Annotated in this window: 26 protein-coding genes and 1 pseudogene; 7 read left to right on the plus strand and 20 right to left on the minus strand. The window is 71.9% G+C overall.

Going from position 1 to position 25,014, the window contains the following annotated elements:
* Positions 1-7 precede the first annotated feature (7 nt).
* Positions 8-1,225 (plus strand): DNA methyltransferase, encoded by a 1,218-nt coding sequence (locus tag ACESM1_RS05855; RefSeq protein WP_372618616.1) that lies wholly within the window; start codon positions 8-10, stop codon positions 1,223-1,225.
* Here the strand turns inward: ACESM1_RS05855 and ACESM1_RS05860 are convergent.
* Both ACESM1_RS05860 and ACESM1_RS05865 read right to left on the minus strand, forming a co-directional pair.
* Positions 1,209-1,766 carry a demethoxyubiquinone hydroxylase family protein gene (locus ACESM1_RS05860; protein ID WP_372618618.1) on the minus strand — a complete coding sequence of 186 codons (558 nt, stop codon included), beginning with the start codon at positions 1,764-1,766 and terminating at the stop codon, positions 1,209-1,211. The genes ACESM1_RS05855 and ACESM1_RS05860 overlap by 17 nt on opposite strands.
* Positions 1,763-2,251, minus strand: a complete 489-nt coding sequence (locus ACESM1_RS05865) for a disulfide bond formation protein B (protein WP_372618620.1) — start codon at positions 2,249-2,251, stop codon at positions 1,763-1,765. The genes ACESM1_RS05860 and ACESM1_RS05865 overlap by 4 nt, the downstream gene beginning before the upstream one ends.
* Before the next feature lie 86 nt (positions 2,252-2,337).
* Here ACESM1_RS05865 and ACESM1_RS05870 point away from each other — a divergent pair, with 86 nt between their 5' ends.
* A complete protein-coding gene (locus tag ACESM1_RS05870) occupies positions 2,338-2,964 on the plus strand; it encodes a glutathione S-transferase family protein (protein ID WP_372618622.1) in 627 nt (208 codons plus the stop codon).
* A 1-nt stretch (position 2,965) separates the two neighbouring features.
* On the opposite strand, the gene ACESM1_RS05875 is transcribed toward ACESM1_RS05870, so the two are convergent.
* From ACESM1_RS05875 to ACESM1_RS05895, 5 genes are all read right to left on the minus strand, one after another.
* On the minus strand, positions 2,966-3,526 hold the full coding sequence (locus ACESM1_RS05875; RefSeq protein WP_372618623.1) for a cob(I)yrinic acid a,c-diamide adenosyltransferase: 561 nt from the start codon (positions 3,524-3,526) through the stop codon (positions 2,966-2,968).
* The gene (locus tag ACESM1_RS05880) at positions 3,520-4,332 is read right to left on the minus strand and encodes an energy transducer TonB (RefSeq protein WP_372618625.1); all 813 of its coding nucleotides are present in this window, start codon (positions 4,330-4,332) and stop codon (positions 3,520-3,522) included. Before ACESM1_RS05880 ends, ACESM1_RS05875 begins: the two co-directional genes overlap by 7 nt.
* A gap of 29 nt (positions 4,333-4,361) precedes the next feature.
* Positions 4,362-5,264, minus strand: coding sequence for a cation diffusion facilitator family transporter (locus tag ACESM1_RS05885; protein ID WP_372618627.1), 903 nt, complete (start codon positions 5,262-5,264; stop codon positions 4,362-4,364).
* A 64-nt stretch (positions 5,265-5,328) separates the two neighbouring features.
* On the minus strand, positions 5,329-8,829 hold the full coding sequence (metH, locus tag ACESM1_RS05890) for a methionine synthase (RefSeq protein ID WP_372618629.1): 3,501 nt from the start codon (positions 8,827-8,829) through the stop codon (positions 5,329-5,331).
* 7 nt (positions 8,830-8,836) lie between these two features.
* The gene (locus tag ACESM1_RS05895) at positions 8,837-9,766 is read right to left on the minus strand and encodes an ArsR/SmtB family transcription factor (protein WP_411278358.1); all 930 of its coding nucleotides are present in this window, start codon (positions 9,764-9,766) and stop codon (positions 8,837-8,839) included.
* A 52-nt stretch (positions 9,767-9,818) separates the two neighbouring features.
* Here ACESM1_RS05895 and ACESM1_RS05900 point away from each other — a divergent pair, with 52 nt between their 5' ends.
* Entirely contained in the window at positions 9,819-10,193 is a 375-nt protein-coding gene (locus tag ACESM1_RS05900; RefSeq protein WP_372618633.1) for a hypothetical protein, read from the plus strand.
* 60 nt (positions 10,194-10,253) lie between these two features.
* On the opposite strand, the gene recA is transcribed toward ACESM1_RS05900, so the two are convergent.
* From recA to flgB, 8 genes are all read right to left on the minus strand, one after another.
* Positions 10,254-11,285 carry a recombinase RecA gene (recA, locus tag ACESM1_RS05905; protein ID WP_372618635.1) on the minus strand — a complete coding sequence of 344 codons (1,032 nt, stop codon included), beginning with the start codon at positions 11,283-11,285 and terminating at the stop codon, positions 10,254-10,256.
* A 181-nt stretch (positions 11,286-11,466) separates the two neighbouring features.
* Positions 11,467-13,044 (minus strand): ATP-binding protein, encoded by a 1,578-nt coding sequence (locus ACESM1_RS05910; RefSeq protein ID WP_372618636.1) that lies wholly within the window; start codon positions 13,042-13,044, stop codon positions 11,467-11,469.
* Positions 13,045-13,121: 77 nt separating this feature from the next.
* Entirely contained in the window at positions 13,122-14,183 is a 1,062-nt protein-coding gene (locus tag ACESM1_RS05915; protein WP_372618637.1) for a flagellar biosynthesis protein FlhB, read from the minus strand.
* A 3-nt stretch (positions 14,184-14,186) separates the two neighbouring features.
* The gene (locus tag ACESM1_RS05920; protein WP_372618639.1) at positions 14,187-14,969 is read right to left on the minus strand and encodes a flagellar biosynthetic protein FliR; all 783 of its coding nucleotides are present in this window, start codon (positions 14,967-14,969) and stop codon (positions 14,187-14,189) included.
* Entirely contained in the window at positions 14,966-15,241 is a 276-nt protein-coding gene (locus ACESM1_RS05925; RefSeq protein WP_372618641.1) for a flagellar biosynthetic protein FliQ, read from the minus strand. The genes ACESM1_RS05920 and ACESM1_RS05925 overlap by 4 nt, the downstream gene beginning before the upstream one ends.
* Positions 15,242-15,373: 132 nt before the next feature.
* Complete coding sequence (locus ACESM1_RS05930; RefSeq protein ID WP_372618642.1) at positions 15,374-15,673, minus strand: flagellar hook-basal body complex protein FliE; 300 nt, start codon at positions 15,671-15,673, stop codon at positions 15,374-15,376.
* An 88-nt stretch (positions 15,674-15,761) separates the two neighbouring features.
* Positions 15,762-16,169 carry a flagellar basal body rod protein FlgC gene (gene flgC, locus ACESM1_RS05935; RefSeq protein ID WP_372618644.1) on the minus strand — a complete coding sequence of 136 codons (408 nt, stop codon included), beginning with the start codon at positions 16,167-16,169 and terminating at the stop codon, positions 15,762-15,764.
* A gap of 32 nt (positions 16,170-16,201) precedes the next feature.
* Entirely contained in the window at positions 16,202-16,630 is a 429-nt protein-coding gene (gene flgB / locus ACESM1_RS05940; RefSeq protein WP_372618646.1) for a flagellar basal body rod protein FlgB, read from the minus strand.
* A gap of 110 nt (positions 16,631-16,740) precedes the next feature.
* On the opposite strand from flgB, the gene ACESM1_RS05945 reads away from it, so the two are divergent.
* From ACESM1_RS05945 to ACESM1_RS05960, 4 genes and pseudogenes are all read left to right on the plus strand, one after another.
* On the plus strand, positions 16,741-17,007 hold the full coding sequence (locus ACESM1_RS05945) for a hypothetical protein (RefSeq protein ID WP_372618648.1): 267 nt from the start codon (positions 16,741-16,743) through the stop codon (positions 17,005-17,007).
* 36 nt (positions 17,008-17,043) lie between these two features.
* Positions 17,044-17,322, plus strand: a complete 279-nt coding sequence (locus tag ACESM1_RS05950; protein ID WP_372618649.1) for a flagellar biosynthetic protein FliO — start codon at positions 17,044-17,046, stop codon at positions 17,320-17,322.
* Positions 17,319-18,029: pseudogene (gene fliP / locus ACESM1_RS05955) on the plus strand (flagellar type III secretion system pore protein FliP); the annotation flags it as partial. The gene ACESM1_RS05950 and the pseudogene fliP, both read left to right, overlap by 4 nt.
* A gap of 181 nt (positions 18,030-18,210) precedes the next feature.
* Entirely contained in the window at positions 18,211-19,599 is a 1,389-nt protein-coding gene (locus ACESM1_RS05960; protein WP_372618651.1) for a hypothetical protein, read from the plus strand.
* 3 nt (positions 19,600-19,602) lie between these two features.
* Here the strand turns inward: ACESM1_RS05960 and speE are convergent, their stop codons facing one another.
* The 5 genes from speE to ACESM1_RS05985 form a co-directional block, all read right to left on the minus strand.
* Entirely contained in the window at positions 19,603-20,472 is an 870-nt protein-coding gene (speE, locus tag ACESM1_RS05965; protein ID WP_372618653.1) for a polyamine aminopropyltransferase, read from the minus strand.
* Between the two features lie 74 nt (positions 20,473-20,546).
* Positions 20,547-20,996 carry an adenosylmethionine decarboxylase gene (gene speD, locus ACESM1_RS05970; RefSeq protein WP_372618655.1) on the minus strand — a complete coding sequence of 150 codons (450 nt, stop codon included), beginning with the start codon at positions 20,994-20,996 and terminating at the stop codon, positions 20,547-20,549.
* 230 nt (positions 20,997-21,226) lie between these two features.
* Complete coding sequence (locus ACESM1_RS05975; protein WP_372618657.1) at positions 21,227-24,052, minus strand: hypothetical protein; 2,826 nt, start codon at positions 24,050-24,052, stop codon at positions 21,227-21,229.
* Positions 24,053-24,056: 4 nt separating this feature from the next.
* Positions 24,057-24,641, minus strand: a complete 585-nt coding sequence (locus ACESM1_RS05980) for a protein phosphatase CheZ (RefSeq protein WP_372618659.1) — start codon at positions 24,639-24,641, stop codon at positions 24,057-24,059.
* Positions 24,634-25,014 (minus strand): chemotaxis response regulator CheY, encoded by a 381-nt coding sequence (locus ACESM1_RS05985; protein ID WP_372618661.1) that lies wholly within the window; start codon positions 25,012-25,014, stop codon positions 24,634-24,636. Before ACESM1_RS05985 ends, ACESM1_RS05980 begins: the two co-directional genes overlap by 8 nt.

The following is a 25,014-nucleotide window of genomic DNA, read 5'->3' on the forward strand; positions in this document are numbered from 1 at the left end:
TCGCAGCATGGCCCGCCCGCAGCTGCCCGACCTGCTCGGCGCGATCCGCGCCTTCGATGGCTTCGGCGCGCCGACGCTGGAGACCACCGAGGACGGCATCCCCTACCTGGTCAACGAATTCTGGACCGCCGGGCAGCGCCAGGCCCCTGCTTTGCACGAGGTCAGCTACCGCGCCTGCTTCAAGCCGCAACTGCCGGAATTCTTCATCGCCCGGCTGACCGCGCCCGGCGAGGCGGTGCACGACCCCTTCATGGGGCGCGGCACCACGCCGCTACAGGCCGCGCTGATGGGCCGGCGACCGACCGGCAACGACATCAACCCGCTCTCCGTGCTGCTGACGCGGCCGCGGCTGGCGCCCCCCGGACTCGACGCCATCGCGGCGGCGCTCGCACGCGTGCCGTGGGAGGCCGGCCGGATCGAGCGCGACGATCTGCTCGCCTTCTACCATCCGGAGACGCTCCGCCGTCTTTCGGCGCTGAAGGCCTGGCTCGCCGAGCAGGCGCCGCTCGCGGATTCGCGCCCCGATCCGGTGCTGGACTGGATCCGCATGGTGGCGCTGAACCGCCTGAGCGGGCACTCGCCGGGCTTCTTCTCCGGCCGCACCATGCCGCCGAACCAGGCTGTCTCGGTGGCGGCGCAGCGGCGCATCAACGCCCGCCTCGGCGTGATGCCGCCGCCGCGCGACGTCGCCGCGCTGATCCTGCGCAAGAGCCGCAGCCTGCTGAGCGAGGGCGTGCCGCCACCGCATCCCGCGCCGCTGCTGCTGACCGGCCCGGCCGACAGCACGCCGGCGATCGCCGCCGGCAGCATCGCGCTGGTGGTGACCTCGCCGCCTTTCCTCGATGTCGTGCAGTACGCCGAGGACAACTGGCTGCGCTGCTGGTTCTCCGGAATCGACCCGTCGGGCGTCGCGATCGCCATGCACCGGGGCGAGGCGGCCTGGGCGGCGATGGTCCGCGACGTGCTGGCCGAGCAGGCGCGGCTGCTGCGCCCCGGCGGGCACATCGCCTTCGAGGTCGGCGAGGTGCGCGGCGGCAAGGTGCTGCTGGAACGGCTGGTCTGGCAGGCCGCCGAGGGCCTGCCGCTCGAGCGATTGGCGGTGCTGGTCAACAGCCAGCACTTCACCAAGACGGCGAATTGCTGGGGCGTGGCGAACAACAGGCGCGGCACCAACACCAACCGCATCGTGCTGCTGCGCAAGCCGAAGGCTACACCCGCTCGCTGACCTTGATCGCCACCTTGCAACCGGCCTTGATCGCGGCGCTCAGCAGTCGGTAGGCGGGCGCCTGCTCGGCCTCGTGCTCCAGGCCGATGTCGCGGTGTTCCAATTCCTCGGCGCGGAACCGCTCGATCGTCTCGCGCAGCGGCGCCTCGTCCTCGCCGAGCGCCTCGGCCTGGGCGCGGTAGTGCTCGTCGATCGCCTCCTCCACCGCCACCGTGCAGGCCATCGCGGCGCGGTGGCCGAGCAGCGCAGTGCCGGCGCCGAGCACGAAGCCCGCCACATGCCAGAAGGGCAGCAGCGCCGTCGGGCGCACGCGGCGCTCCGCGATCAGGCGCGAGAAGGTGTCGAGGTGCACCTGCTCCTGCGCCTTCATGTGCCGCAGGACCGGGCCGTATTTCGTCCGCCCGAGCACGGCGAGCTGGCCTTCGTAGATGCGGCGCGCGCCGTATTCGCCGGCATGGTCCACCCGGATGGTGCGCGCCAGCATCTCGCGCGGCGTGGGGTCGCCGGGCAGTCGTCCGTCGCCCGTCATGCGTGAGCTCATCGCTGTCTCCGTGCCGCGCCGCGCCAGATGAAGGTGGCGAGCGCCAGCGCATAGATCAGGTTCATCTGCGCCACGGAAAGGGGCAGGCCGGGGATCAGGTAGGCCGGCTCGTCGCAGGGCTTGGTCGGCGCCGGGGCCAAGCTGCGCATGAGGTCGTCCACCGAGGTGCCGCTTGCCACCGGCGGCGCCAGGCAGCCGGGCAGCGGCGAGGGCCACCAGCCGAACTCCACCCCGACATGCACCACCGCGACCGCGCCCGAGGCCAGCACCGCCACCGCCGCGGCCCGCAGCGCCCAGCGCCGCGCCGTCTCCGGCAGCGCCAGCGCGGCCAGCGCGATCGCCGCCGCCACCCAATAGGGCCAGCGCTGCCACAGGCAGAGCGCGCAGGGGGCAAGGCCCGGCCAGCGCTCGCTGGCCATCGCCAGCAGCGGCGCGGCGGCGGAGAGCAGGGCGGCGGCAAGCGCGAAGGGCATGGGCCGCACCATCTTCCAGCCTCCGCCGCGCGGCAACTGGACCCCCTGCGACGCCACGCCTACCCTCGGCCCCCAAGCCAAAGAGGGAAACCGGGATCATGCTGCGAATCTGGGGCCGCGCCAGCTCGTCCAACGTGATGAAGGTGCTGTGGCTGTGCGAGGAACTGTCCATCCCTTTCGAGCGGATCGACGCCGGCGGCGCCTTCGGGCGGACGAGGGAGCCCGACTACCTCGCGAAGAACCCCAACGCCCTGGTGCCGACGATTGAGGAGGATGACGGCTTCGTCCTGTGGGAGAGCAACGCGATCATCCGCTACCTTGCGCGAAGCCGGGCGCCGGCCGGCGCGATGTATCCGGCCGACCTCCGCGCAGCGGCCGATTGCGACCGCTGGATGGACTGGCAGCTCTCGGCGCTCAATGCGCCGATGACCACGATCTTCTTCACCTATGTCCGCATCCCCGAGCCGGACCGCGACTACGCCGCCGCCGGCAAGGCGCGCGACGCGGCAGAGCGGCTATGGGCCATGGTGGAGGCGAAGCTCGGGTCCAATCCCTTCGTCTGCGGGCCGGACTTCACGCTCGCCGACATCGCGCTTGGCCCCTACGTGCATCGCTGGTTCAGCCTGCCGATCGAGCGCAAGCCGATGCCGGCGCTGGAGGCGTGGTACGAGCGGCTGAAGCAGCGCCCCGGCTACGCCATGCACTGCGCCGGGCCGATGACCTGAGTCAGCGCGTCGCGCCGGGCGTCCAGGTCACGTCCCGCGCACCGTTGCCGTTCAGCCGGCGCGACAGCACGAAGAGGTGGTCCGACAGGCGGTTGAGGTAGCGGACCACCGCCGGGTTCACCGGCTCCGCCCCGGCCAGCGCCACCACCAGCCGCTCCGCCCGCCGCACCACGGTGCGCGCCAGATGGGCGTGCGCGGCGCCGGGCGAGCCGCCGGGCAGCACGAAGCTGCGCAAGGGCGGGATCAGCGCGTTCATCGCCGCAACCTCCGCCTCCAGCCGCGCGCATTGGGCATCGGTCACGCGCAGCCGGTCATCCCCGGTGCCGGGCACGCAGAGATCGGCGCCGAGGTCGAACAGGTCGTTCTGCACGCGCGCGATCATCGCATCGGCGTGCGGATCGTCCGCCAGGTGCAGGCGCAGCAGGCCGAGCGCGGCATTCGCCTCGTCCACCGTGCCAAAGGCCTCCACCCGCAGCACATCCTTGCGCACCCGGGAGCCGTCGCCCAGCGAGGTCTCCCCCGCATCGCCGCCACGCGTCGTGATCACGTCAAGCTTCACCATCGCCGCTCCCCTTCGAGACGGAAGGTGATGCCGACCCGCACTTCCGCAAAGACCGGCTGGCCACTCCGGGTCGCCGGATCGAAACGCCAGCGCCGGACGGTGCGCATCGCCTCCTCGTCAAGCGCGGCATGGCCGGACGAGGCGATCACCTCGAGGTCGCGCACGCGCCCCGTCGGCTCCACCTGCACCAGCAGCGTCACCCTGCCCTGCTCACCCCGCAGGCGGCTGCGATGGGGGTATTCCGGCGACGGGTTGGCCGCGCCCGTGGCCGGCCGAGGTGGCACCACCGCGCCGATCGCAAGGCCGCCCTCGGCGACCGGGCCACCGGCCGGTCCGCCGGCCGGGGGCAGCGACAACGCGCCCATTGCCTGCGCGGCGCTGGCCGCGCGGGGCGGCGGAGGCTCCCGCCTCGGCAACGGGGGCGCCGGCGGCGGGGGCGGCGGCAGGCTTTCCTGGGCAGCCATTGGCGCCGCGGCCGATGGCAACGGCGCCGGCAGGGCCGCTGGTGCCGGCGCGGCTTCGGCCGGCGCCCGGGGGGGCGTGGCCGGGGCGGCGGGGACCGAGGGCGGCTGCGGCGCAGCATCCGGCGGCGGGGCGGCAGCTGGCGGGGCATCGGGCGGCGCGGGGCCACCATCCGTCGCCGCATCGCTGCGCGCGCCCTCCTCCCGGCTGTCCCACACCAGCGCGACGGGGCGCAGCCCGGCCTCCGGCAGACCAGGCACCGGCGGTGCCAGCAGCGCCGCCAGCACCGCCCCATGCAGCAGCATGGACAGGCCGAGCAGCGCCGCCCCACGCCGGGGCGCCATGCGCGGCGGCGGGCGCGGGCCCTTGCCGGTCACAGCACCAGCACGCCCCGGTGCTTCGCCTTGCCTTCCGGCTCGACATGGATGGTGATGGTGGCGTTGCCGAGCTCATCCTTCAGCGCCGCCTCGATACTGTCGCAGATGGCGTGCGCGTCGGTCACCGTCATGTCGCCGGGCACCACCAGGTGGAACTCCACGAAGGTGTAGCGGCCGGAAGCGCGGGTACGGATGTCATGCGCCTCGATCGCACCGACGCCGTGCCTGTTCACCAATTCGCGGATGCGCGCCAGGCGATCGGGCGGCACTGCCTCGTCCATCAGCCCGCCCACCGAATCGCGCATCAGCTGCCAGCCGGAGACGAGGATGTTCACGGCCGTCAGTGCCGCCAGCAGCGGATCGAGCCAAAGGACGCCGGTGAGGACCACCAACGTGACGCCGACGACCACGCCCGCGGAGGTGACGACATCGGCCATCAGGTGTCGTGCATCGGCCAGCAGCGCCGGCGAGCGCGCGGCCCGGCCGCGGCGGAACAGCAGGCTCGCCCAGGCGGCGTTGATCCCGGTGGCCAGGGCGGAGACCGCCAGGCCGAGCGGTGCCTGGTCCGGCGCGCGCGGGTTCTGCCAGGCGGCCCAGGCCTCGTTGAGGATCAGCAGCGCGGCGACGATGATCAGCGCGCCTTCCAGCACGGCCGAGAAGTATTCCGCCTTGGCGTGGCCATAGGGGTGGTTGGCATCCGGCGGCAACGCGGAAAGCCGGATCGCCAGCAGCGCGGCCACCGCCGCCGCGACGTTCACCACGCTCTCCAGCGCATCGGCGAACAGCGCCACCGAGCCGGTCAGCCACCAGGCGCCGGCTTTCAGGCCGAGGACGAGCAGCGCCACGCCGACCGAGAGGCCGGCGATATGCTCGATGCGCGAGGCCCGTGTCTCGGCCAAGTGGCGCCTTCCTCGTGATGGGCGGGCCGGACTCTTGCCCCGTCCCGCCCGCCACGAGCAACCCTCAGACGGAGAAGTATTTCGCCCGCGGATGGTGTAGCACGATGGCGCTGGTGGACTGCTCCGGATGCAGCTGCCACTCGTCGCTGATCGTCACCCCGATCCGCTCCGCATCCAGCAGTTTCAGCAAGGGGACCTGGTCCTCCAGCCGCGGGCAGGCCGGGTAGCCGAAGGAATAGCGGCCGCCGCGATAGCCCTGGCTCAGCATCTTCTCGATGTCGCGGTCATCCTCGGCGGCGAAGCCCAGCTCGGCGCGGATGCGCTTGTGGACGTATTCCGCCATCGCCTCCGCCATCTCCACCGAGAGGCCGTGCAGGTAGAGGTAGTCCTGATAGCGGTTCTCCTCGAACCACACGCGCGCCACGTCCGATGCCTTCTGCCCGACGGTGACGACCTGCAGGCCGATCACGTCACGCCTCTCGGGGCCGTCCTCGATGTCGCGCACGAAGTCGGCGATGCACTCGCCATCCTCCTTGGGCTGGCGCGGCAGGGTGAAGCGGCAGGCCTCCGTCACGCCATCCTGCTCGAACAGCACCAGGTCGTTGCCCTGGCCAGCGCATTTCCAGTAGCCATAGATCGCCTGCGGCCTGAGGACGTTCTGCTCCTCTGCCAGCGCCAGCATGCGCTTGAGCACCGGGCGCAGCTCCTGCTTAGCCCAGCCGAGGAAGTCCTCGAGGCTGCGGCCCGCCTTCCGGAAGCCCCACTGGAATTGATAGAGGCTGCGCTCGTTGATGAAGGGCACCAGCGCCTTGGGCGCGGCCTGCATCACCTTCGCCCCCCAGAAGGGCGGCTCGGGCGGCGTGCTCTCGGCCGCGACGCGCCGGCGCCGGCCCTGCGCGTAGTTCACATCCACCGGCGCGAAGCCGCGCGGATCGGCCTGGCCGAGCACGCGCTTCTCGTTCTTCGACTTGCCCTTCCGCTTGGCCTGCAACGCCGCGAGGTAGTCGTCGAAGCCATTGCCCATCACCTTGTCCATCAGGTGCAGGCCGTCGAAGGCATCCCGCGCATAGGCCACGCGCCCGCAGGCATAGGACTTCACGCAGTCATCCTCGACATAGTTGCGAGTCAGCGCGGCACCCCCGAGCAGCACCGGCAGCTCGATCCCCTGGCGGCTCATCTCCTCCAGGTTCTCGCGCATCACGACGGTGGACTTCACCAGCAGGCCGGACATGCCGATGGCATGCGCCCTGTGCTCCTTCGCGGCGGTGACGATGTCGAGCAGCGGTACCTTGATGCCAAGGTTCACCACCTTGTAGCCGTTGTTGGTCAGGATGATGTCCACCAGGTTCTTGCCGATGTCGTGCACATCGCCCTTCACCGTGCCAAGCACGATGGTGCCCTTCTCCTGGCCTTCCACGCGTTCCATGTGCGGCTCGAGCCAGGCGACGGCGGCCTTCATCGTCTCGGCCGATTGCAGCACGAAGGGCAGCTGCATCTTGCCGGCGCCGAACAGGTCGCCCACCACCTTCATGCCGTCCAGCAGCACGTCGTTGATGATCGAGAGCGGCGTCAGCCCCTTGGCCATTGCATCGGCCAGCTCCTCGTCCAGCCCCTTGCGGTCGCCATCCACGATGCGGTCCTTTAGCCGCCCCTCCACCGTCTCGGCACGCGTCTTCTTGACGTTGTCCGCCGCCTTCCGGCCGCTGAACATCTCCAGCACCTTCTGCAACGGATCGTAGCCTTCCCGGCGGCGATCCCAGATCAGGTCCTCCATCACCTGCACCTCCTCGGGCGGGATCTGGTGCAGCGGCTTGATCTTGGAGACGTGGACAATGGCGCCGGACATGCCCGCCTTCACCGCATGGTCGAGGAAGACGCTGTTCAGCACGTGCCGCGCCGCCGGGTTGAGCCCGAAGGAGATGTTGGACAGGCCGAGGATGATCTGGATGTCGGGGAATCTCTCCCGGATCATCCGGATGCCGTCCAGCGTCCACTGGCCGAGCTTGCGGTCATCCTCGTTGCCGGTCGCGATCGTGAAAGTCAGCGGGTCGATGAGCAGGTCGGATTGCGGCAGGCCGTGGCGGTCGCAGGCGAATTCCACCAGCCGCGTCGCGATGCGCAGCTTTTCCTCGGCGGTCTTGGCCATGCCGACCTCGTCGATGGTCAGCGCGATCACCGCGGCGCCGAACTTCTTCGCCAGGATCAGGCGGTCCGTCGCATGGCCCTCGCCATCCTCGAAGTTGATGGAGTTGATGATCGGCTTGCCGCCATGCAGCTTCAACGCCGCCTCGATCACCGGCGTCTCGGTGCTGTCGATCACCAGGGGCGCGTTCACGCTGCTGGTGAAGCGGCGGATCACCTCGTTCATCTCGCCCATCTCGTCGCGGCCGACGAAGGCGGTGCAGATGTCGAGGCTGTTCGATCCCTCGGCCACCTGCTCGCGCCCGATCGCCAGGCAGCCGTCCCAGTCATGCTGCGCCTGCCGTTCGCGCCACGCCTTCGATCCATTGGCGTTACAGCGCTCGCCGATCGAGAAGTAGCTGTTCTCCTGCCGTAGCGCCGTCGCGGTGTAGAGGCTGGCGACGGAGGGAATCCACATCGGCTTGCGCGCCACCGGTGCCGGCCGTGCACGGGCGCCGCCGAGCTTGCGCAGCAGCGCATCCAGCGCCGCGATATGCGTGTCGTTGGTGCCGCAGCAGCCGCCGATCAGGTTCAGCCCATCCTCGGTGACGAAGCGCTCCATCCAGGTGGCGAGCTCCGCCGGGCCAAGCGGGTAGTGCGTCCTGCCGTCCACCAGCTCCGGCAGGCCGGCATTCGGCTGCACGCTGATCAGGCCCGGCCAGTTCTTCGACAGCCAGCGCACATGCTCGGCCATCTCCTGCGGCCCGGTGGCGCAGTTCAGCCCGAGCAGCGGCACGTCCAGCGCATGCACCACCGCCGCGGCGGCCGAGATGTCGGGGCCGACCAGCAGCGTGCCGGTGGTCTCCACCGTCACCTGCACGAAGATCGGGATGTCGGACTTCGCCTCCGCCCGCGCGATCTTGGCCGCGTTGACCGCGGCCTTGATGTAGAGCGTGTCCTGGTTGGTCTCGGTCAGCAGCGCATCCGCGCCGCCGGCGATCAGCCCCTGGCACTGCACCACCAACGCGGCTTCCAGCGCGTCGTAGGCGATGTTGCCGAGGCTCGGCAGCTTGGTGCCCGGGCCGATGTCGCCGACCACCCAGCGGTGGCGGCCGTCGGCGAAACCCTCGCCCGCCTCGCGCGCCAGTTCCACCGCGAGCTTGTTGATCTCGAACGCCTTCTTCTCCAGCTCGAACTCGCCCAGCGTGACGGGAGAGCCGCCGAAGGTGTTGGTCAGCACCATGTCGGCGCCGGCAGCGTAGTAGCTGCGATGGATGTCGCGCACGATGTCGGGGCGGGAGAGGTTCAGCACCTCGGTGCAGTTCTCCTTGCCCCAGAAGTCGCGATCGACGTCGAGCGTCATGCCCTGGATGCGGGCGCCGAAGCCGCCGTCGCAGAGCAGCACCTGGTCGCGAAGCGCGTCGAGAAGATGCGGGCGGGCCATGGATACCTCAGGCAGCAGGAGTGGCGACCTGCGCCGGCTGACGCCGGGCGGGCCAGATGCGGACCGCGAGCGGTCCCTCGACGGCGGTGGCGGCGGCGAGCGCGCAGCCGGCGGCGCCGAGCCAGCCGGCGAGTTGCGCGTCGTCGAAGCCGGGCCAGCGATGCGCGTGCTTCTGCAGCAGCGTCGCCTCCCCGTGCGGGGCGAGGTCGGCAACCAGCAGCACGCCGCCGGGCTTCAGCACGCGCGCCGCCTCGGCCAGCGCGGCGGGCGGATCCTCGGCGTAGTGCAGCACCATCTGCAGCGCGACGGCGTCGAAGGAGGCATCGGCGAAAGGCAGGCGGTACATGTCGGCCTGGCGCACCGCGGCACGGTCGGCGAGGCCCCGCTCGGCGAGCCGCGCGCGGGCCAGCGCCAGCATGTCGCGGCTCATGTCCACGCCGAGGACGCGCTCGGCACGCGGCGCCACCAGCTCCAGCAGGCGGCCGGTGCCGGTGCCGATGTCGAGCAGCGCGCCCAGCCAGGCCGGCAGCGCCGCCAGCAGCGCCTGCTCGATCCCCGCGGCGGGCAGCCCGAGGGCGCGCATCTCGTCCCAGTCCATGCCGTGCCGGCGGAAGGCCTCGGAGGCCTCGCGCGCACGTTCGGCGGCCAGGCGCGCCGCGGCGCGGCGGTCGGCGGCGAGGCGCTGATCCTCCTCAGGCAGGCGGGCGAGGACCAGGCGGGCGAGGTCGGCCCCGGCCGGCATCTGGAAATAGGCGTTCGACCCTTCCGGCACCCGCTCCAGCAGGCCGGCATCGGTGAGCAGCTTCAGGTGCCGCGACAGCCGCGGCTGCGACTGGCCGAGCACGGCGCAGAGGTCGGTCACACAGAGCGGATGACGGGCGCAGAGCGCCAGCAATCGCAGCCGTGTCGGCTCGGCAGCCGCGCGCAGCTGCGTCAAGAGGTGGTCCATCCGCTTGCAAATGGCATAAAGATATCCTTATGTCCAGCACATGACCTGGAAGCTGGACGCACGTATCCCACTCGTGACCGTCGCCGATGCAACGGCACTGGTGGCGGTGCTGGCTGAAGGCAGGCCGGCCGCGGTGCTGGCGGAGTGGCCGGCGCCGGCCATGCCGGCGGACGTCGTGGCGATGGAGGATTTTCCCGCAGCCGGCGCGGCACATGCCGCCGCCTGCGCCTGCTGCGGCGGCCGCAGCCCGGCCGCGACGGCGCTCGACCGCCTGTTCCAGGCGCGGGTGCGCGGCAGTTGCGGGTGGTTCGAGCGCGTGGTGGCGCTGGCCGGAAGCGAGGCGGCGCGCAGTCAGTTGGCTGCGGCGCTTCGCGACGATGCGGTGACGGCGGCGCGGTTCCGCGCCGCGGATTGAACGTCCGGCCGCGGCACCGCCCGAGCGTTGCGGGGGGCGAGCGCCCCCCGCGGCCGCCGGTTACTCTGCCGCTGCGGCCTCTTCCTCGCCGGCCAGCATGGCGTTGGCCAGGCCGTTCGCCTGGTCGCGGATGCGCTTCTCGACGCTCTCGGCCATGGCAGGGTTGTCGCGCATGAACTGCTTGGCGTTCTCGCGCCCCTGCCCGATGCGCTGGCTGTCGCAGGAGAACCAGGCGCCGGACTTCTCGACAATGCCGGCCTTCACGCCGAGGTCGATCAACTCGCCGACCTTGCTGATGCCTTCGCCATACATGATGTCGAAATCCACCTGGCGGAACGGCGGCGCCATCTTGTTCTTCACCACCTTCACCCGGGTCTGGTTGCCGGTGGTGGTGTCGCGGTCCTTGATCGAGCCGATGCGGCGGATCTCCATGCGCACGCTGGCGTAGAACTTCAGCGCGTTGCCGCCCGTCGTCGTCTCCGGATTGCCGAACATCACCCCGATCTTGAGGCGGATCTGGTTGAGGAAGATCAGCAGCGTGTTGGAGCGGCTGACGCTGCCCGTCAGCTTCCGCAACGCCTGCGACATCAGCCGGGCGTGCAGGCCGACATGGCTGTCGCCCATCTCGCCCTCGAGCTCGGCGCGCGGCACCAGCGCGGCGACGCTGTCCACCACCAGCACGTCAACGGCGCCGGAGCGCACCAGCGTGTCGCAGATCTCGAGCGCCTGCTCGCCCGCATCCGGCTGGCTGATCAGCAGGTTGTCCACATCCACGCCCAGCTTGCGGGCATAGCCGGGGTCCAGCGCATGCTCGGCATCGATGAAGGCGCAGGTGCCGCCCCGCTTCTGCGCCTCGGCGATGGCGTGCAGCGCCAGCGTGGTCTTGCCCGAGCTTTCCGGGCCGTAGATCTCCACCACCCGGCCCTTCGGCAACCCGCCGATGCCGAGCGCCAGGTCCAGGCCCAGCGAGCCGGTGGAGATCACCTCGATCTCGGCATCGGCCGCCTTGTTGCCCATCCGCATGATCGAGCCCTTGCCGAAGGCACGCTCGATCTGGCTCAGCGCGGCATCCAGAGCCTTGGACTTGTCCATGTGGGCTCGCTCTCCCGAGTTCCCGATCTCAACCAACGGGCGCAACGACAGAGCGAATCACCACCCTGAGGCCACATCCCGTACCAACCTGCCCGATTCCGCGCCGAACCTCTACGGCGCTGCACAACCGAATGGCGGCTGATCGGAATATGGCCCAGAACGGCGGACCCGACAAGAACATTTAGGAAACTCTTAGCCGTTCCGGCGGCAGTATGGCTTTCAGCTCCGCCACCAGGTCCGCCAGGCTGTAGGGCTTCGGCAGCAGCTTCAGCCGCTCCGCCGTCAGGTCCCGCCCCAGCGCCACCTCGGCATAGCCGGAGACCAGCAGCACCGGCAGGTCGGGATCGCGCTCGCGGAGCCGTGCGGCAAGCGCCAGGCCATCCATCCCCGGCATCACCACGTCCGAGACGAGCGCGATCGGCTTCGGCGCGCCGCTCTCCATCATGTCGAGCGCCTCCTCCGCGGAGCCCGCGGTCAACACCTCGAAGCCGGCCCGGCGCAGCGCGCGTTCAGCCAGGCGCAGCAGCGCCGGCTCGTCCTCCACGAGCAGCACGGTGCGCCCGCTCGGCGCGGCGGCGACGGGCGCGGGCGGCGGCGGCGACGCGCGGACCGCCTTCACGGGAGCCGATGTCGCCGTCATCGGCTCGGCCGGGCCGTCGTGGCGCGGCATCCAGATGCGGAAGGTGGTGCCGATGCCGACCCGGCTCTCGGCCGCGATGAAGCCGCCGGACTGGCGCACGATGCCATGCACCGTCGAGAGGCCGAGCCCGCTGCCGCCCTGCTCGCGCTTGGTGGTGAAGAACGGGTCGAAGATGCGCGGCAGCAGCTCCGGCGGGATGCCGGCGCCGGTGTCGCTGACCTCCAGCATGGCGTAGCGGCCGGGCGGCAGTTCCTCATGGCCGAGCTGCTCGGTCTGCAGCACCACGGTGTGGCTGGTGGCGATGCGCAGTGCGCCGCCATCGGGCATCGCGTCGCGGGCGTTCAGCGCCAGGTTCATGATCACCTGGTCGAGCTGCGTCGGGTCGATCTTCACCCGCCGGCCCGGCTCCTCCAGGTCCACGGTCAGCCGCACCCGGCTGCCGAGCAGCCGGCGCAGCAGGCCGCCCATGGCGGAAACGGCGCCGTTCAGGTCCACCACGCGCGGATGCATCGCCTGCTGGCGGGCGAAGGCCAGCAGCTGCTTCACCAGCGCCGCGCCGCGGGCGGCACTGTCCATCACCTGGCGCAGCTCGGAGGCCACCGGGCCATCCGGCTCGCGCGACAGCGCGGCTTCCGCACTGCCGGAGATAGCGGTCAGCAGGTTGTTGAAGTCGTGCGCGATGCCGCCGGCCAGCGCGCCGACGGCCTGCAGCCGGGCGGCCGCGGCGCTCTGCGCATTCTGCTGCACCACCGCCACCGGCGCCACGCGCAGCAGCGAGCCGTTCTCCCGCAGCCGCCGGCGCTCGATCTGCACCTGGGGCGAGCCGGCGGCGGCCAGCGCGGCCTCGACCTTGCGCCCGGCATCGAGCGCGGCATCGACGCTTTCGCGCAGGTCGGGCGCGACGAGGGTGGCCATCGGCATGCCGGGCCGCAGCGGCAGGGTCGGGCCGCAGAGCCGGGCCAGCTCCGGGTTCCAGGCGACGACGCGATGGGTGGCGTCGAGCAGCGCCAGGCCCGGCGAGGCGGCATCCAGCACGGCGCACAGCGCAGGGTCGAGTTCGCCCCGCGGCGCCCGGCTGCGCAGCAGCGCCTCCAGCCCCCCCCAACGAGGCTCAGCCATTGGTGCCCCCATTCCGCGCGCGCGGTGACGTCCTCATCCGCGCGCGGCTGCTACAACCCATGGCGCGGGGTCCCGCGTCAAGCACGTGGCGCATCGGCTCGACGTCTCCATACAAATGCGATGATCTCTGCGACCGCCTGGTAGTGCTCGGCGGGGATTTCCGCCCCGAGCGCGAGCCGATGCAGGGCGCGGGCCAACGGGGGGTTGCTGACCAGGGGCACTTTCGCCTCCTCCGCCGCGCCGCGAATCCGCGCCGCCATCTCGTCCATTCCCTTGGCCACCACCTTCGGCGCTGCATCGCCGCCAGCATAGGCCAGAGCCACGGCGTAATGGGTCGGATTCGTGATGACCACGGCCGCCCGTGGCACTTCCGCCATCATCCGGCTGCGCGCCCGAGTCTCGCCGATCTGCCGGCGACGGGCACGCAGATGCGGGTCGCCCTCGCTTTCCTTCACCTCGTCGCGGAGCTCCTGCCGGCTCATCCGCAGCATCCGGAGGTGGCGGAACCGCACCCACACCAGGTCGGCCAGCGCGATCATCGCGAAGGCGGCCAGCGCCGCGCCCATCAGCCGCAGCGCCGCCGCCGAGGCAGCTTCCAGCATCGCCCCGGCCGGCATGTGCAATGCCGCCTGCAAGGCATCCAGGTCGCCCATCGCGAACCACAGCGCGACGCAGACCAGCGCCAGCTTGAGCAGGCTGCGGAGGAACTCGGCCGCGGATTCGGCACTCGCCAGGCGCTTGAGCCCCGCCCAGGGGTTGACCTTGTCGAGTCGCGGCGCGAGCGGGCTGGCCGAGACCATGCCGCGCGTCTGCACCAGCGTGGCCGCCGTCGCGCCGAGCGCCGCCGCCGCCGCCACCGCGCCGATGAGCTTCACTGCCAGCCAGCCGAGCGCCGCCGCGCCATCGCCCATCGCCAGCACGTGGCTGCGCTCGAGCAGCGCGCGCATCGCCTTCAGCAGCTCGAGCCCGAGCGGCGGCAGCGCCAGCAGCCCGGCGAGGCTGCCCAGCAGCAGCGCGCCGAGACCCACCGCCTCCCGCGACAGCGCCACCTGGCCCTGCTCTCGCGCGCGCTCGATCCGCCGCGGCGTGGCGGCTTCCGAGCGGTCGGCCTGGTCGGGGGCGTCGTCCTGCTCCGCCATGGTTCAGCGCGCGCCCGGCAGGGATTCGAAGCCGGCACGCACCGCCTGCGCATAGGCCACCAGCATGGGCGGGGCGAGCACCATCAGCAGCGCGACACCCGCCAGCAGCTGGCCGGGGATGGCGACGAAGAAGGTCTGCACCTGCGGCGCCAGCCGCGCCAGCAGGCCGAGCGCAAGGTTCAGCACCACCGCCCCGATCACGAAGGGCGCCGCCAGGCGCAGCGCGAGATCGAGCGAGGCAGCGCCGGCCGCCGCCATCGCCTCCGCCGCGGCACCGAGCGGCAGCGCCGCGCCGGCGGGGATCAGTGCGTAGCTCTCCGCCATCGCTTCCAGTGGGATGGCGTAGAGGCCGGTGCCGAGCACCAGCACCGCCGACATCAGTCCGAAGGCGCGGCCGAGCGCAGTGCCCTGCGCGCCGAGTTCGGGATCGAAGACCAGCAGCCCCTGCAGCCCGATCAGCGTGGCGATCGCCTGGCCCGCCATGGCGAGCGCCAGCGTCAGGATCCGCGCAAGCCCGCCGAGCCAGAGGCCGACCACCGCCTCCTGCACGATCAGCCGCACCGCCTCCGCCCCCTGTTCGGGGGCAGGCGGCAGGCCGGGTGCGAGCACGGGAAGCAGCAGGGCCAGCAGCGCCAGGCCGAGCGCCAGCCGGATGGTCGCCGGCACTTCCTGCTCACCGAGGCCGGGCAGCAGCATCACCGCCGCGCCGAGCCGGGCAAACACCAGCACCGCCTGGAAGGCCAGCGCTGGCAGCGAGGCGATCAGCGCTGCGTCATCCGGTGTCACCGCACGCCGCCGATCTCGACCGCGCGGTCGAACAGCGTCTCCGTCCAGCCGCGCATAGCGCTGACCGTGAAGGGGCCGAGCAGCAGCATCAGCAGGCCGCAGACCATCAGCTTCGGCAGGAAGGCGAGCGTCGCTTCCTGCACCTGGGTCAGCGCCTGCACCAACGACACGGCGAGCCCGACGACCAGCACAGCGATCAGCGGCGGGCCCATCACCTGCAACGTCACCCAGAGCGCTTCACGCAGCGCCTGGGCCAGCGCCTCCTCGACCATTGTGGTCTCCTCGGGACGACTGCGATTTTACGGCGCGCGAAGCGCGCCGCGCGCGGAGCAACCCCCGACTCAGGCGCAGCAGCGCGTCACAAGCCACGGCCGCGGATGCGGCTGGCCGGTGCCTGAGGGCGATCATATCGGCATGCGCATCACATCCTGGTACGCGGCGACGACGCGGTCCCGCACCGCGACCGTGGTCTGCAGCGCGAGCTCGGCGCGCGAGATCGCCAGCACCGCCTCCGTCACGCCGCCCTGGCCGAGCATCGCGGCGGTGGAGGCCGCCTCCGCGCTACGGCCGATCTCGACGCCCTGCTGCATCGCCCGCTGCACCAACCCTCCGAAGCCGCCGCCTTGGGCCGGCGCGGTGGCGCCGCCCGAAGCCGCGCGATAGGCCGCCGCCGCGGTCGCGCCGATGCCGTTGGCGACAGTCACCGATCATCTCCCATGCGCATCAGCGCAATTCTCCCATGCGAATCAGCGCAATGCTCCCATGCGCATCAGCGCAATACTCCCATGCGCATCAGCGCAACGCCTCGATCGCCCGCGTCAGCATGGCGCGCGTGGTCTCCAGCACCGAGAGGTTGGCGCTGTAGCTGCGTTGCGCCTCGCGCATGTCCATCGCCTCGACCAGGCTGTCCACGTTCGGCGTCTTGACGTAGCCGCGCTCATCGGCGGCCGGGTGCCCGGGTTCGTAGCGCTGCGGGAAATCGCCGGGCGCGGTGCCGATGCGCGAGACGTTCACCGTCTCCAGCCCCATCTCGCGGTCGAGCCGGTTGGCGAAGCTGACCGTACGCCGGCGGTAGGGATCCGCGCCCGGCGCCTCGCCGGTGCTGTCCCGGTTGGCGAGGTTCTCCGCCACCACGCGAAGCCGCGTGGATTGCGCCGCCATGCCGGCAGCCGAGATTCGCAGTGCCCTGTCGAGGTCCATCGCCGATCCTCCCGTCTGCGCCCCGCCCCGCCTCAGCGGCCGAGCGTGGCGCGGAACATGCCCATGAAGCTGCGGTGCACCGCCATCGCCAATTGGTGCGCCGTATCCGTCTCCGCGATCCGCATCGCCTCGCGATCCAGCGAGACGGCATTGCCGTCCGGCACGACCTCCGCGGCGTCGCGCTCGGTGCGCGCGCCCAGCGCCGTCGCCGGGCTGCCGGCGCTATGCGATTGCGCCGTGCGCGCCATCGCCAGCCGCGTGGCACCCGCCAGCTCACGCTGGAACGGCGTGAGGTCGCGCGGGCGAAAGCCCGGCGTGTCGGCATTGGCGACGTTCTGCGCCAGCACCGATTGACGCCGGTCGAGCCAGTGCAGCCGCCGCTCGGCCAGCGCGAGCGGATCGCCCGCCGGGCGCGCCGCCGCCGTTCCTGTCCGCCCAACGCCGCCAGGGATACCGTCCATGAGAGGCAGACTGCGCCGGGCTTGGTGAAGAAAGCGTAAGCGCCAGCGCCCACGCGGAAATCGCCGGCGTCGTAACCCTCCCTTCACCCTTCCCCGGCTAAGGATGCGCGATGCCGCAGGCTCGTCAGCGCTCCCCGGCGCACCACACCCAAGCCGTCCGTGCCGCCATCGAGGCGATGGACGGCACCATCGTCATGGCCCGCGCCCTGGTCGAGGGCGGGCGCCGGATCGATCTCGCCGGTCTCGAGGGCGAGACCGGCCGGCTCTGCGCGGCGGTGATGGCGCTGGACGGCGCCGAGGCACGACGCCTCCGCCCCGCGCTCGAAGCCCTGCGCCGGCAGGTGGATGGCCTCGCCTCCCGCCTCGCGACGGACTGACCCCTTCCCTTCCGCGCGTCCCAGAATGGAGACCGCATGCACGAGATCGGCTGGACCGGCCTGATCACCGCCGCCGCCGCCCTGGTCGGCGTGCTCGGCGCGCTGGTGCTGGCGCTGCGCGGGCTGCGCGCGGCGGGGCTGGCGCGCGCGGGCGGCAGACGGCTGGCGGTGGAGGAGGCGATCGCCCTCGACACGCGGCGCCGGCTGGTGCTGGTGCGCTGCGACGACCGCCACCTGCTTCTGCTGACGGGCGGCACACAGGATGCGGTGGTCGGCTGGCTGTCGCCGGCGCAGGCCGCGGAGCCGCCGGCATGACGCGCCTGCTCGCCCTCCTGCTGCTGCTGCCGGGTGCGGCGCTCGGGCAGAGCCTCAACCTTGATCTCGGCGGCGAAGGGGCGGGCGCCACGGCGCGGCTGGTGCAGCTCACCGCGCTGATCGGCCTGCTCTCGCTCGCCCCTGCCCTGCTTGTGATGGTCACCGCCTTCGCGCGCATCGTCATCGTGCTGGCACTGCTGCGCACCGCCATCGGCGCGCCCTCCATCCCGCCCAACCCGGTGCTGATCGCGCTGGCGCTGTTCCTGACGCTGTTCGTGATGGAGCCGGCGCTGATGGCGGCGTGGGAGACCGGCATCCGCCCGATGACGGAAGGCGGCCTCGCCGAGCTGGAGGGCCTGACCGCCGCCGCCGAGCCGTTCCGCCGCTTCATGGCCGCGCAGGTGCGCGATGCCGACCTGGCGCTGTTCCTCGATCTCGCCAACCTGCCGCCGGCGCCGGCCGAGCAGGCGCCCTGGCGCGCACTGATGCCGGCCTTCCTGATCGGTGAGCTGCGCCGCGGCTTCGAGATCGGCTTCCTGCTCTTCCTGCCCTTCCTGGTGATCGACCTTGTGGCGGCCAGCGTGCTGATGTCGCTCGGCATGATGATGCTGCCGCCGACCGTGGTGGCGCTGCCGTTCAAGCTCGCCTTCTTCGTGCTGGTGGATGGGTGGCGGCTGGTTGCCGGCAGCCTGGTGCAGGGCTTCTCAACCTTGTGCGGGGCCCGCTCCGTTCGCTGCGCTCCGCAGCGAACGGAGCGGGCAGCAGGCCACGCAGCACAAGGGCCAGTGACCCACGCGCCGCTGGGCGCCGCCCGGGAGTTGATTCCGGTTGCAACACGCAAGCCGTGCTCCCTAAGCTCGCATGGCAACCTCCCGATGCGGAGGCGTCATGCGACGTGTCGTGCTGTTCCTCTTCGCGCTGCTGATCACGACCGGCGCCGCCGCGCAGGAGTCGGTGATCCAGTGCGGCCCCGCGATCGGCCCGACGGAGGAGGTGCGGCCCGGCCAGGGCTTCATGACGCTCTCCGACATCGTCGGACATCTGAGCGCGGCGGCACCCGGCCTGAAGATCGAGCGTGTGCGGCAGACGGCGCTGGCGGTGCCGACCGTCGAACTCGCCGTGCTGCGGCCAGACACCTTCCGCAGCCCTGCCGAATGGCGTGCCGCCTGGTTCGAAGCGGTGGTCCACCCGAGCGGCGCCCGGCTCGACGCCAACCGGCTGATCCGCGGTCGCGTCCACCCGCCGGTGGCGGAAGACCAGCTCACGCCACTGGTGGCCGAGTTTCCCTCGCTGCCGGGCGGCTGGTGGCCTTCGCGCTGGGATGTCTACGTCTTCGCCTGCATCGATCCGGGCTACGATCCCGCCGTCAGCATCGGCAATGGCCGCGCGGTGCGCGCCTTCGCGCGCCAGCCGATGTACGTCTCGAGCCTCAACCTCTCCGCCGCAGTCGGCCTGGGCTGCGCACTGGCGCTTTATCTCGGCCTGGCAGTCGCGGCGGCGCAGACGCAGTCGCGCCAATATGCCTTCGCGCGCGCTTCCGCGGCACGGGAGGGGCGCGGCATCTCGCGCCTCGCCTTCTTCCTGCAGCCGCCGGTGATCATGCAGGACGCCTTCGGCCATTGCAGCCTGGCACGCTTCCAGGTGCTGCTGTTCACCTTGGTGATCACTGGCGTCTATGCCTATGTCATGGTCCGCACCGGCAGCCTGCCGAACCTTTCGCCAACGGTGCTCGGTCTGCTCGGCATCACGCTCGCCGGCTCGGCGCTGGCGAGGGTGGCGGAGGGGCCGGTGGTGGATACGCCCAACCGGCTCTGGCTGCTCGGCACCGGCGTGCTGGACCCCTCCCCACGCCTGCCGCGCTGGCACGATCTGATCACCGGCGAGGGCGAGATCGACGTCACCCGCGTGCAGGCGCTGGCCTTCAGCATCTTCGCCGCCGCCGCGCTGGTGGTGAACGGCACCGGCGACCTCGAACGCTTCGAGATCCCGGACCAGATCAACTATCTCATGGGTATCAGCCAGGCGGTCTACGTCGCGGGCAAGGCGCTGCCGCGCGATGCCGCGAAGCGCCTGAACGAGGAGATCCGCGCGCTGCGCGAGGCCGAGCGCGCGGCGCTTGCCGACCCCGGCGATGCCGCAGCGCTGAAGGCCTTCGAAACCGCGCGCAACGGCGTCGGCTCGGTGCTGTTCGACGTGTTCGGCGAACGCTTCGACGATTCGGCGCTGCGCCGCCTCACGCCCGGACGGCGCGAACCGCCGCCGCAGCCCGAGCTGTAGGCCTCATGCCCGTGGCAGGTGCCGGGCGATGTAGGGCGGCAGGTTGAAGGCGCCGACATGGATTTCCGGCGTCCAGTAGCCGGTGGTGTCCAGCACCCCGGCGACATCGGCGCGGCTGCGGATCTCCGCTGCGCCGACATGGCGCAGCGTCGCATCCTTCGCGGCCCAGCCCAGCGTCATGAACCCGCCGACATAGGTCGGCACCGCAGCGACATAGGCCCAGACATCCGGGAAGGACTTCGCCCGTCGCAACGAGGTCTCCCGCAGCTCCTCGGCCTGCATCGCCGGTACGCCGCACTGGTTCACGATCAGCCCGCGGTCCGAGAGGATGCGTGCGGAGTTGGCGTAGAACTCGTCGGTGAACAGCACCTCGCCGACGCCGATCGGGTCCGTGCTGTCCACGATGATGGCGTCGAAGGAAGCGGCCTCCGCCTGGCGGACATAGTCGATGCCGTCGCCGGTGATCACCTCGGCCCGCGGATCGGTCCAGGCATCGCCGGCGATGCCGGGCATGAACTCCTTCGCCAGGCGCATCACCTCGCCGTCGATCTCCACCATCACCGCCTTCTCCACGGTGCGGTGCTGGAGAACCCGCTTCAGCACGCCGCCATCGCCGGCGCCGATGATCAGCACGCGCTTCGCCGCGCCATGCGCGAGCAGCGGCACATGGGTGATCATCTCCTGGTAGACGAACTCATCCATCTCGGTGATCTGCACCACGCCGTCGAGCAGCATCACGCGGCCGTGCAGGTGGCTCTCGAAGACCATGATGTCCTGGAACCCGGACTGCACCCGCGCCAGCTCGCGCTTGACCAGGAAGCGCTGGCCCCATTCGGGGTAGAGCGTCTCGTTCACCCAGGAATCGGTCGGCATGGTGTCACCCCGTCGTCACAGAAAAAGGGCCGGACCCTTCGGTCCGGCCCCTCTACACAGTTCGGCGCTGCGCGTCAGCCGATCAGGCCGCGCTTGTGCTCGGCAAGCTGCACGCGCTCGGGCTGGAAGCCCTTCTTCAGCGCGGCGATGGCCTTGTAGGGGTCGCACTCGCCGCACATGAAGATGTCGATCGCGGCGTAGTCACGCTCCGGCCAAGTGTGGATGGAGACGTGGCTCTCCGCCAGCACCAGCACACCCGACACCCCGCCATTCGGCGAGAAGTGGTGGAAATGCCCGTGCAGGATCGTCGCACCGGAGGTCAGCGCGCCTTCCCGCAGGACGGCATCGATGTGGTCGGGATCGTCGAGCTTCGTTGCGCCCCACAAATCCACGATCAGATGCACGCCAGCGAAACGGACGCCGTTCCGATGAACGAAATAGTCCTTGTCCGCCACTTGGCGGTCCTCGATCCGGGTGTCGCTCGGCATGTCCGAGACCATCCCCGGTTGGACGAGAGCTTCCATGAAGCAGGGCCCCTTCCGACCAGCAGATGACCTTGGTGGCCGCAATCGGCGGCACCTCGTGGGGTCAACGGAGGCGGCATATGGGGCAAGGGGGTCGGGGGCGCAAGCGAAAATGGGACACTCGGGCCGAAAAAAACGCGGGTGCCCCCGCAGGGCACGCGGGGCTTCACCGGCCGCCCCCCGGCCCGGCCGGAGACTTACCTTGCCTATGCCGCCGCTGCCCGCAATGCCTACGGCCGCGCCGCGAGCCGGGCCGGCAGCCGCCGCGCCGCCTCCAATTCCTGCCCCAGCCGCGGCAGGTCCTCGATGCTGCCGATACGTTCCGCGGTCATCATTCCGAAGGTATCGCCGAAGGCGCCACCGGCCATGCGGCCGGCTTCCGCCTCGCGCAGCGCTGCGAGCCCCGCCTCGTCGCCGGCCAGCGCCAGCAGCGCGGCGGCGCGCGCGACCAGCCGGCGCGCCGGCTCCGGCAGCGGCTCCGGCGCGGGCGGCAGGGTTGCGGCGAGATGCGTGCGCATGGCCGCCGCCGCGCCGGCCCAGTCCTGCTGCGCAGCAAGCAGTTCCGCAAGCTCGCCGGCCGCCTGCGGCCCCGCCGCGCGATAGCGCGCCGCCGCTTGCTCCGCTTGGCCGAGCCGCGACAGCGCGCGCGCCTCGGTCAGCAGACGCTCCTGCTGCAAGGCTTCCGGCAGATCGGAGGCGGCGGTGTCGGCCAGCGCCTTGCGCGCGCCCGCAGCGTCGCCGGAGCCGAGCGCGAGCCCCGCCAGGCGCAGCCCGAGCCGCGCCCGCGACTCCGCGCTGCCGGCACGCGCGAGCGCGCGCCCCAGCACCGTACGCGCTCGGTCAACGAGGTCGAGCGCGGCCAACCGCTCCGCCAAGGCAGCGAGCGCGCGTTCGGTCTGCTCGCCTGCCGGCAGCAGCGCCACATGGGTGTCGAACAGCGCCACCGCCGCGACCGGCGGCTCCTCCGCGATGGCGGCGAGCAGCGCTTCGACCTGACGCGGGCGGATGCCGGGCGCGACGTCGGGGAAGTGCTGTTCCGCCTCGCGCAGCGCCTCGAAGGCGCCGCGCGGGTCCTTGGCCTGCATGCGCAGTTCCGCCAGCCGAAGCCGGGTCGCGCGCTCCTGCGCGTCGCCGCGCCAGGCGGCGAGCACCGATTCCATCGCCGCCGCCGCACCCGGCGCATCCAGCGCGCCGGAGGCCAGCCGCAGCTCCACGCCGCGCCGCATCGCCACCGCGCGCGCCCGCCGGTCGCGGCCACGCGCGACAGCCTGATAGGCCTCGATCGCCGCCGCGGTCTCTTCGCGCGCTTCCAGCAGCATGGCGCGGGCGAGCGCAAAGCCCGGCTCTTCCTCACGCCCCGCCAACAGGCGCTCCGCCGCCGCCGCTTCGCCGCCCTCGGCCAGCGCTTCGGCGGCGAGCGGGCCGAGGCGGTTGCGCAGGGGCGACGGCCAGACGCGCAGCAGCGGCAGCGCCGCGGCGATCCGCGCCGCACCATCCTCGCCGCGCGCGGCGGCCAGCAGCCCGCGCCAGAGGGTGATCTCGTCATTCTCCGGCAGGCGGCGATGCAGCAGGCCCTCGGCCTCGTCCGGGCGGCCGGCGAGCAGCGCGGCGGCGCCGTGCAGCGCATGCGCCCGCGGATCCTGCGCCAGCCGCGGATCCTCGCGCATCGCCAGCGCCATCATCGTCTGCGCCTCCGGGCCGAGGCCGAGGGCGAGCAGCGCCTCGGCATGGCGCAGGCGCGGCAGGCCGCGGGCGAGCGGCTGCGCGCCGGCAACGGCGAGCGCGGCGTTACGCTCACGCCGGACCAGCGCCGCGACCGGCTCGTCCGGAAGGTCGAAGACGCGCGAGAGCGTGGCGGCGCCGCTCTCCTCGGGCGGCTCGGCGCCCAGCGCGAGCTCCGCGCCAGGGCCGGGGCTGGCGGCGAAGCCGGCCTCCAGCGCGCGCAGCGTCACCGTATCCGCGCGCGGCAGGATCGCCGCGCCGAGGCGCGTCGGCAGGATATCGAAGGTGGCGGCGCGGCGGCCAAGCGGCGTCGCCTCCCCGCCCTCGCGCACCGTTCCGACCAGCAGCGTGCCGCCGGTCTCGGGATCGAGCACCGCGACGCTCGCGGCGGGCCGCGTGGCGCGCAGCAGCAGCCGCACCGGCGGGCCGGGATCGAGTTCCGGCCGAATGGATCGCAGCGAGGGCGACGCCTCCCCGCCGCCGATGTGCCAACCTTCCGGGCGGCGCGTCAGCACCGGCTCCTCGAAGGTCGACAGCGGCAGGACCAGCAGCGTGGCGTGCCGCTCGCGCGTCACCTCGGCGCCCGCAAGGCGCCCGCCGGCGAGCGGCGCGAGATCGAGCGACAAGGGCGCATCGAGCACCAGCAGCCAGGCGCCGCCACGTTGCAGCAGCGCGGCGCCGACGCCCGCGGCGGCGGGGATGGTGAAGCCACCGCTGGCTGGCCGCGTCGCAACGGCGGCTGGCGGCGGCGGCGTGGCCGGCGCGGCGGGGACGGTGGCGGGTGGCGCGGCTTGCGGCGCGGGTTGCGGGGTTGGCGCGACAGGCGCGGCCGCTGGCATTGGCGCGGCCGCTCCGGGCGCCGATGCCGGCGGCGGAACGGCTACGGGTGCCGGTGCAGGCGCGCGCGAGGCAGAGGGCGAGCGCGCCGGCGGCGACGGCCGGGCAGGTGTCGCGCGTGCCGGCCTGGCAGCAGCGGTCGCGGGCGCCTGCGCTGCATCCAGCACATCCACCACGATGCGCGTGCCCAGCCGGAACACGCGCGGCCGGGTGCCGGGCGCGATGCCGATGGTCACGACGCGGCCGGCCTCGTGCTCGATCGCGCTGACGTTGCGCGGCGGGCGGCGGACCGCCGCCAGGTCGAAGGCGGCGGGTGCCGCGAAGCGCAGCACGATGCGGCCTTCCGCTTCCTCCACCTCGTAGCCGGTGCGGGCGGGCCAGTCGAACACCACGCGGCCATGCGCCGCATGGTCGCCGACCCGCACGCGCACCGGGGTCTCGGCGACCGCGCCGACCGGCAGAAGCAATCCGAACAGCAGGGCGGCGGCGCGGCGCATCGGCTCAAAACTCGGCCAGCAGACGGTCGATCTCGGCCTGGCTGACGCCGGCGCCGGGCAATTGCGGCCCCTCGGCGAGGCGGCGGCCCTCGGTCTCCTCGGCCACGGGTTCCGGTGCGCCGCGGCCTTCGAGGAAGCGGCCGGTGACGGAGGCGACGCGCCCTTCGATTGCCTTCAGCGCCGTGACCACCTTGCCGATGCGCTGGCCGGTGATGTCCTGGAAGCTGCAGGCTTCGTAGATGCGGGTGATCACGCCCTGCAGCGCCTCGGCATCCTCGGCGGCGATGCGGCCGGCGACGCCCTCCAGCACCTCGCAGCAATCGAGGATCTCGTTGGTGGCCTGCGCGGTGTGGTCCACGATGGCGTCGAGCTCGTCGGTCGCGGTGGGGATGTGGCTCTCGGTGATGTCTTCCACCTTGAGCCGCGCGATCTCCTGCTTGGCGCGGGCGACGGTGCGACCGAGCCCTTCCAGCTCCGCCAGCAGCGCGGCCTCGGTGGCCGAGAGGTCGCCGGCCATGCTGCCCAGCACGGCACGCACCGCCTGCTCAATCCGCGCCTGGTCGGGAGGAGGCTGGGCGCCGTCAGGCATGGACCATGACCTTCTCGATCTTCTCGCGCAGGGTTTCCGCGTTGAATGGCTTGACGATGTAGTTGGAGACGCCGGCCTGCTTGGCGGCGACCACGTTTTCCGTCTTGCTCTCGGCGGTGATCATGATGAAGGGGGTGTGCTTCAGCCTGGCATCGGCGCGCACCTCCTTCAGCAGGTCGAGGCCCGTCATCGGGGCCATGTTCCAGTCGCTGATCACCAGGCCGAAATTGCCGGTGCGCAGCTTCTGCAGCGCCTCCTGCCCGTCCGTCGCCTCCTCCACGTTCTCGATTTCGAGCTGCTTGAGGAGGTTCCGGATGATGCGCAGCATCGTCTTGTAGTCGTCCACGATCAGGACCGGCGTGCTCTTGTCCAT

The sequence above is a fragment of the Falsiroseomonas sp. genome, from assembly GCF_041690465.1.
Lineage (GTDB): Bacteria > Pseudomonadota > Alphaproteobacteria > Acetobacterales > Acetobacteraceae > Falsiroseomonas.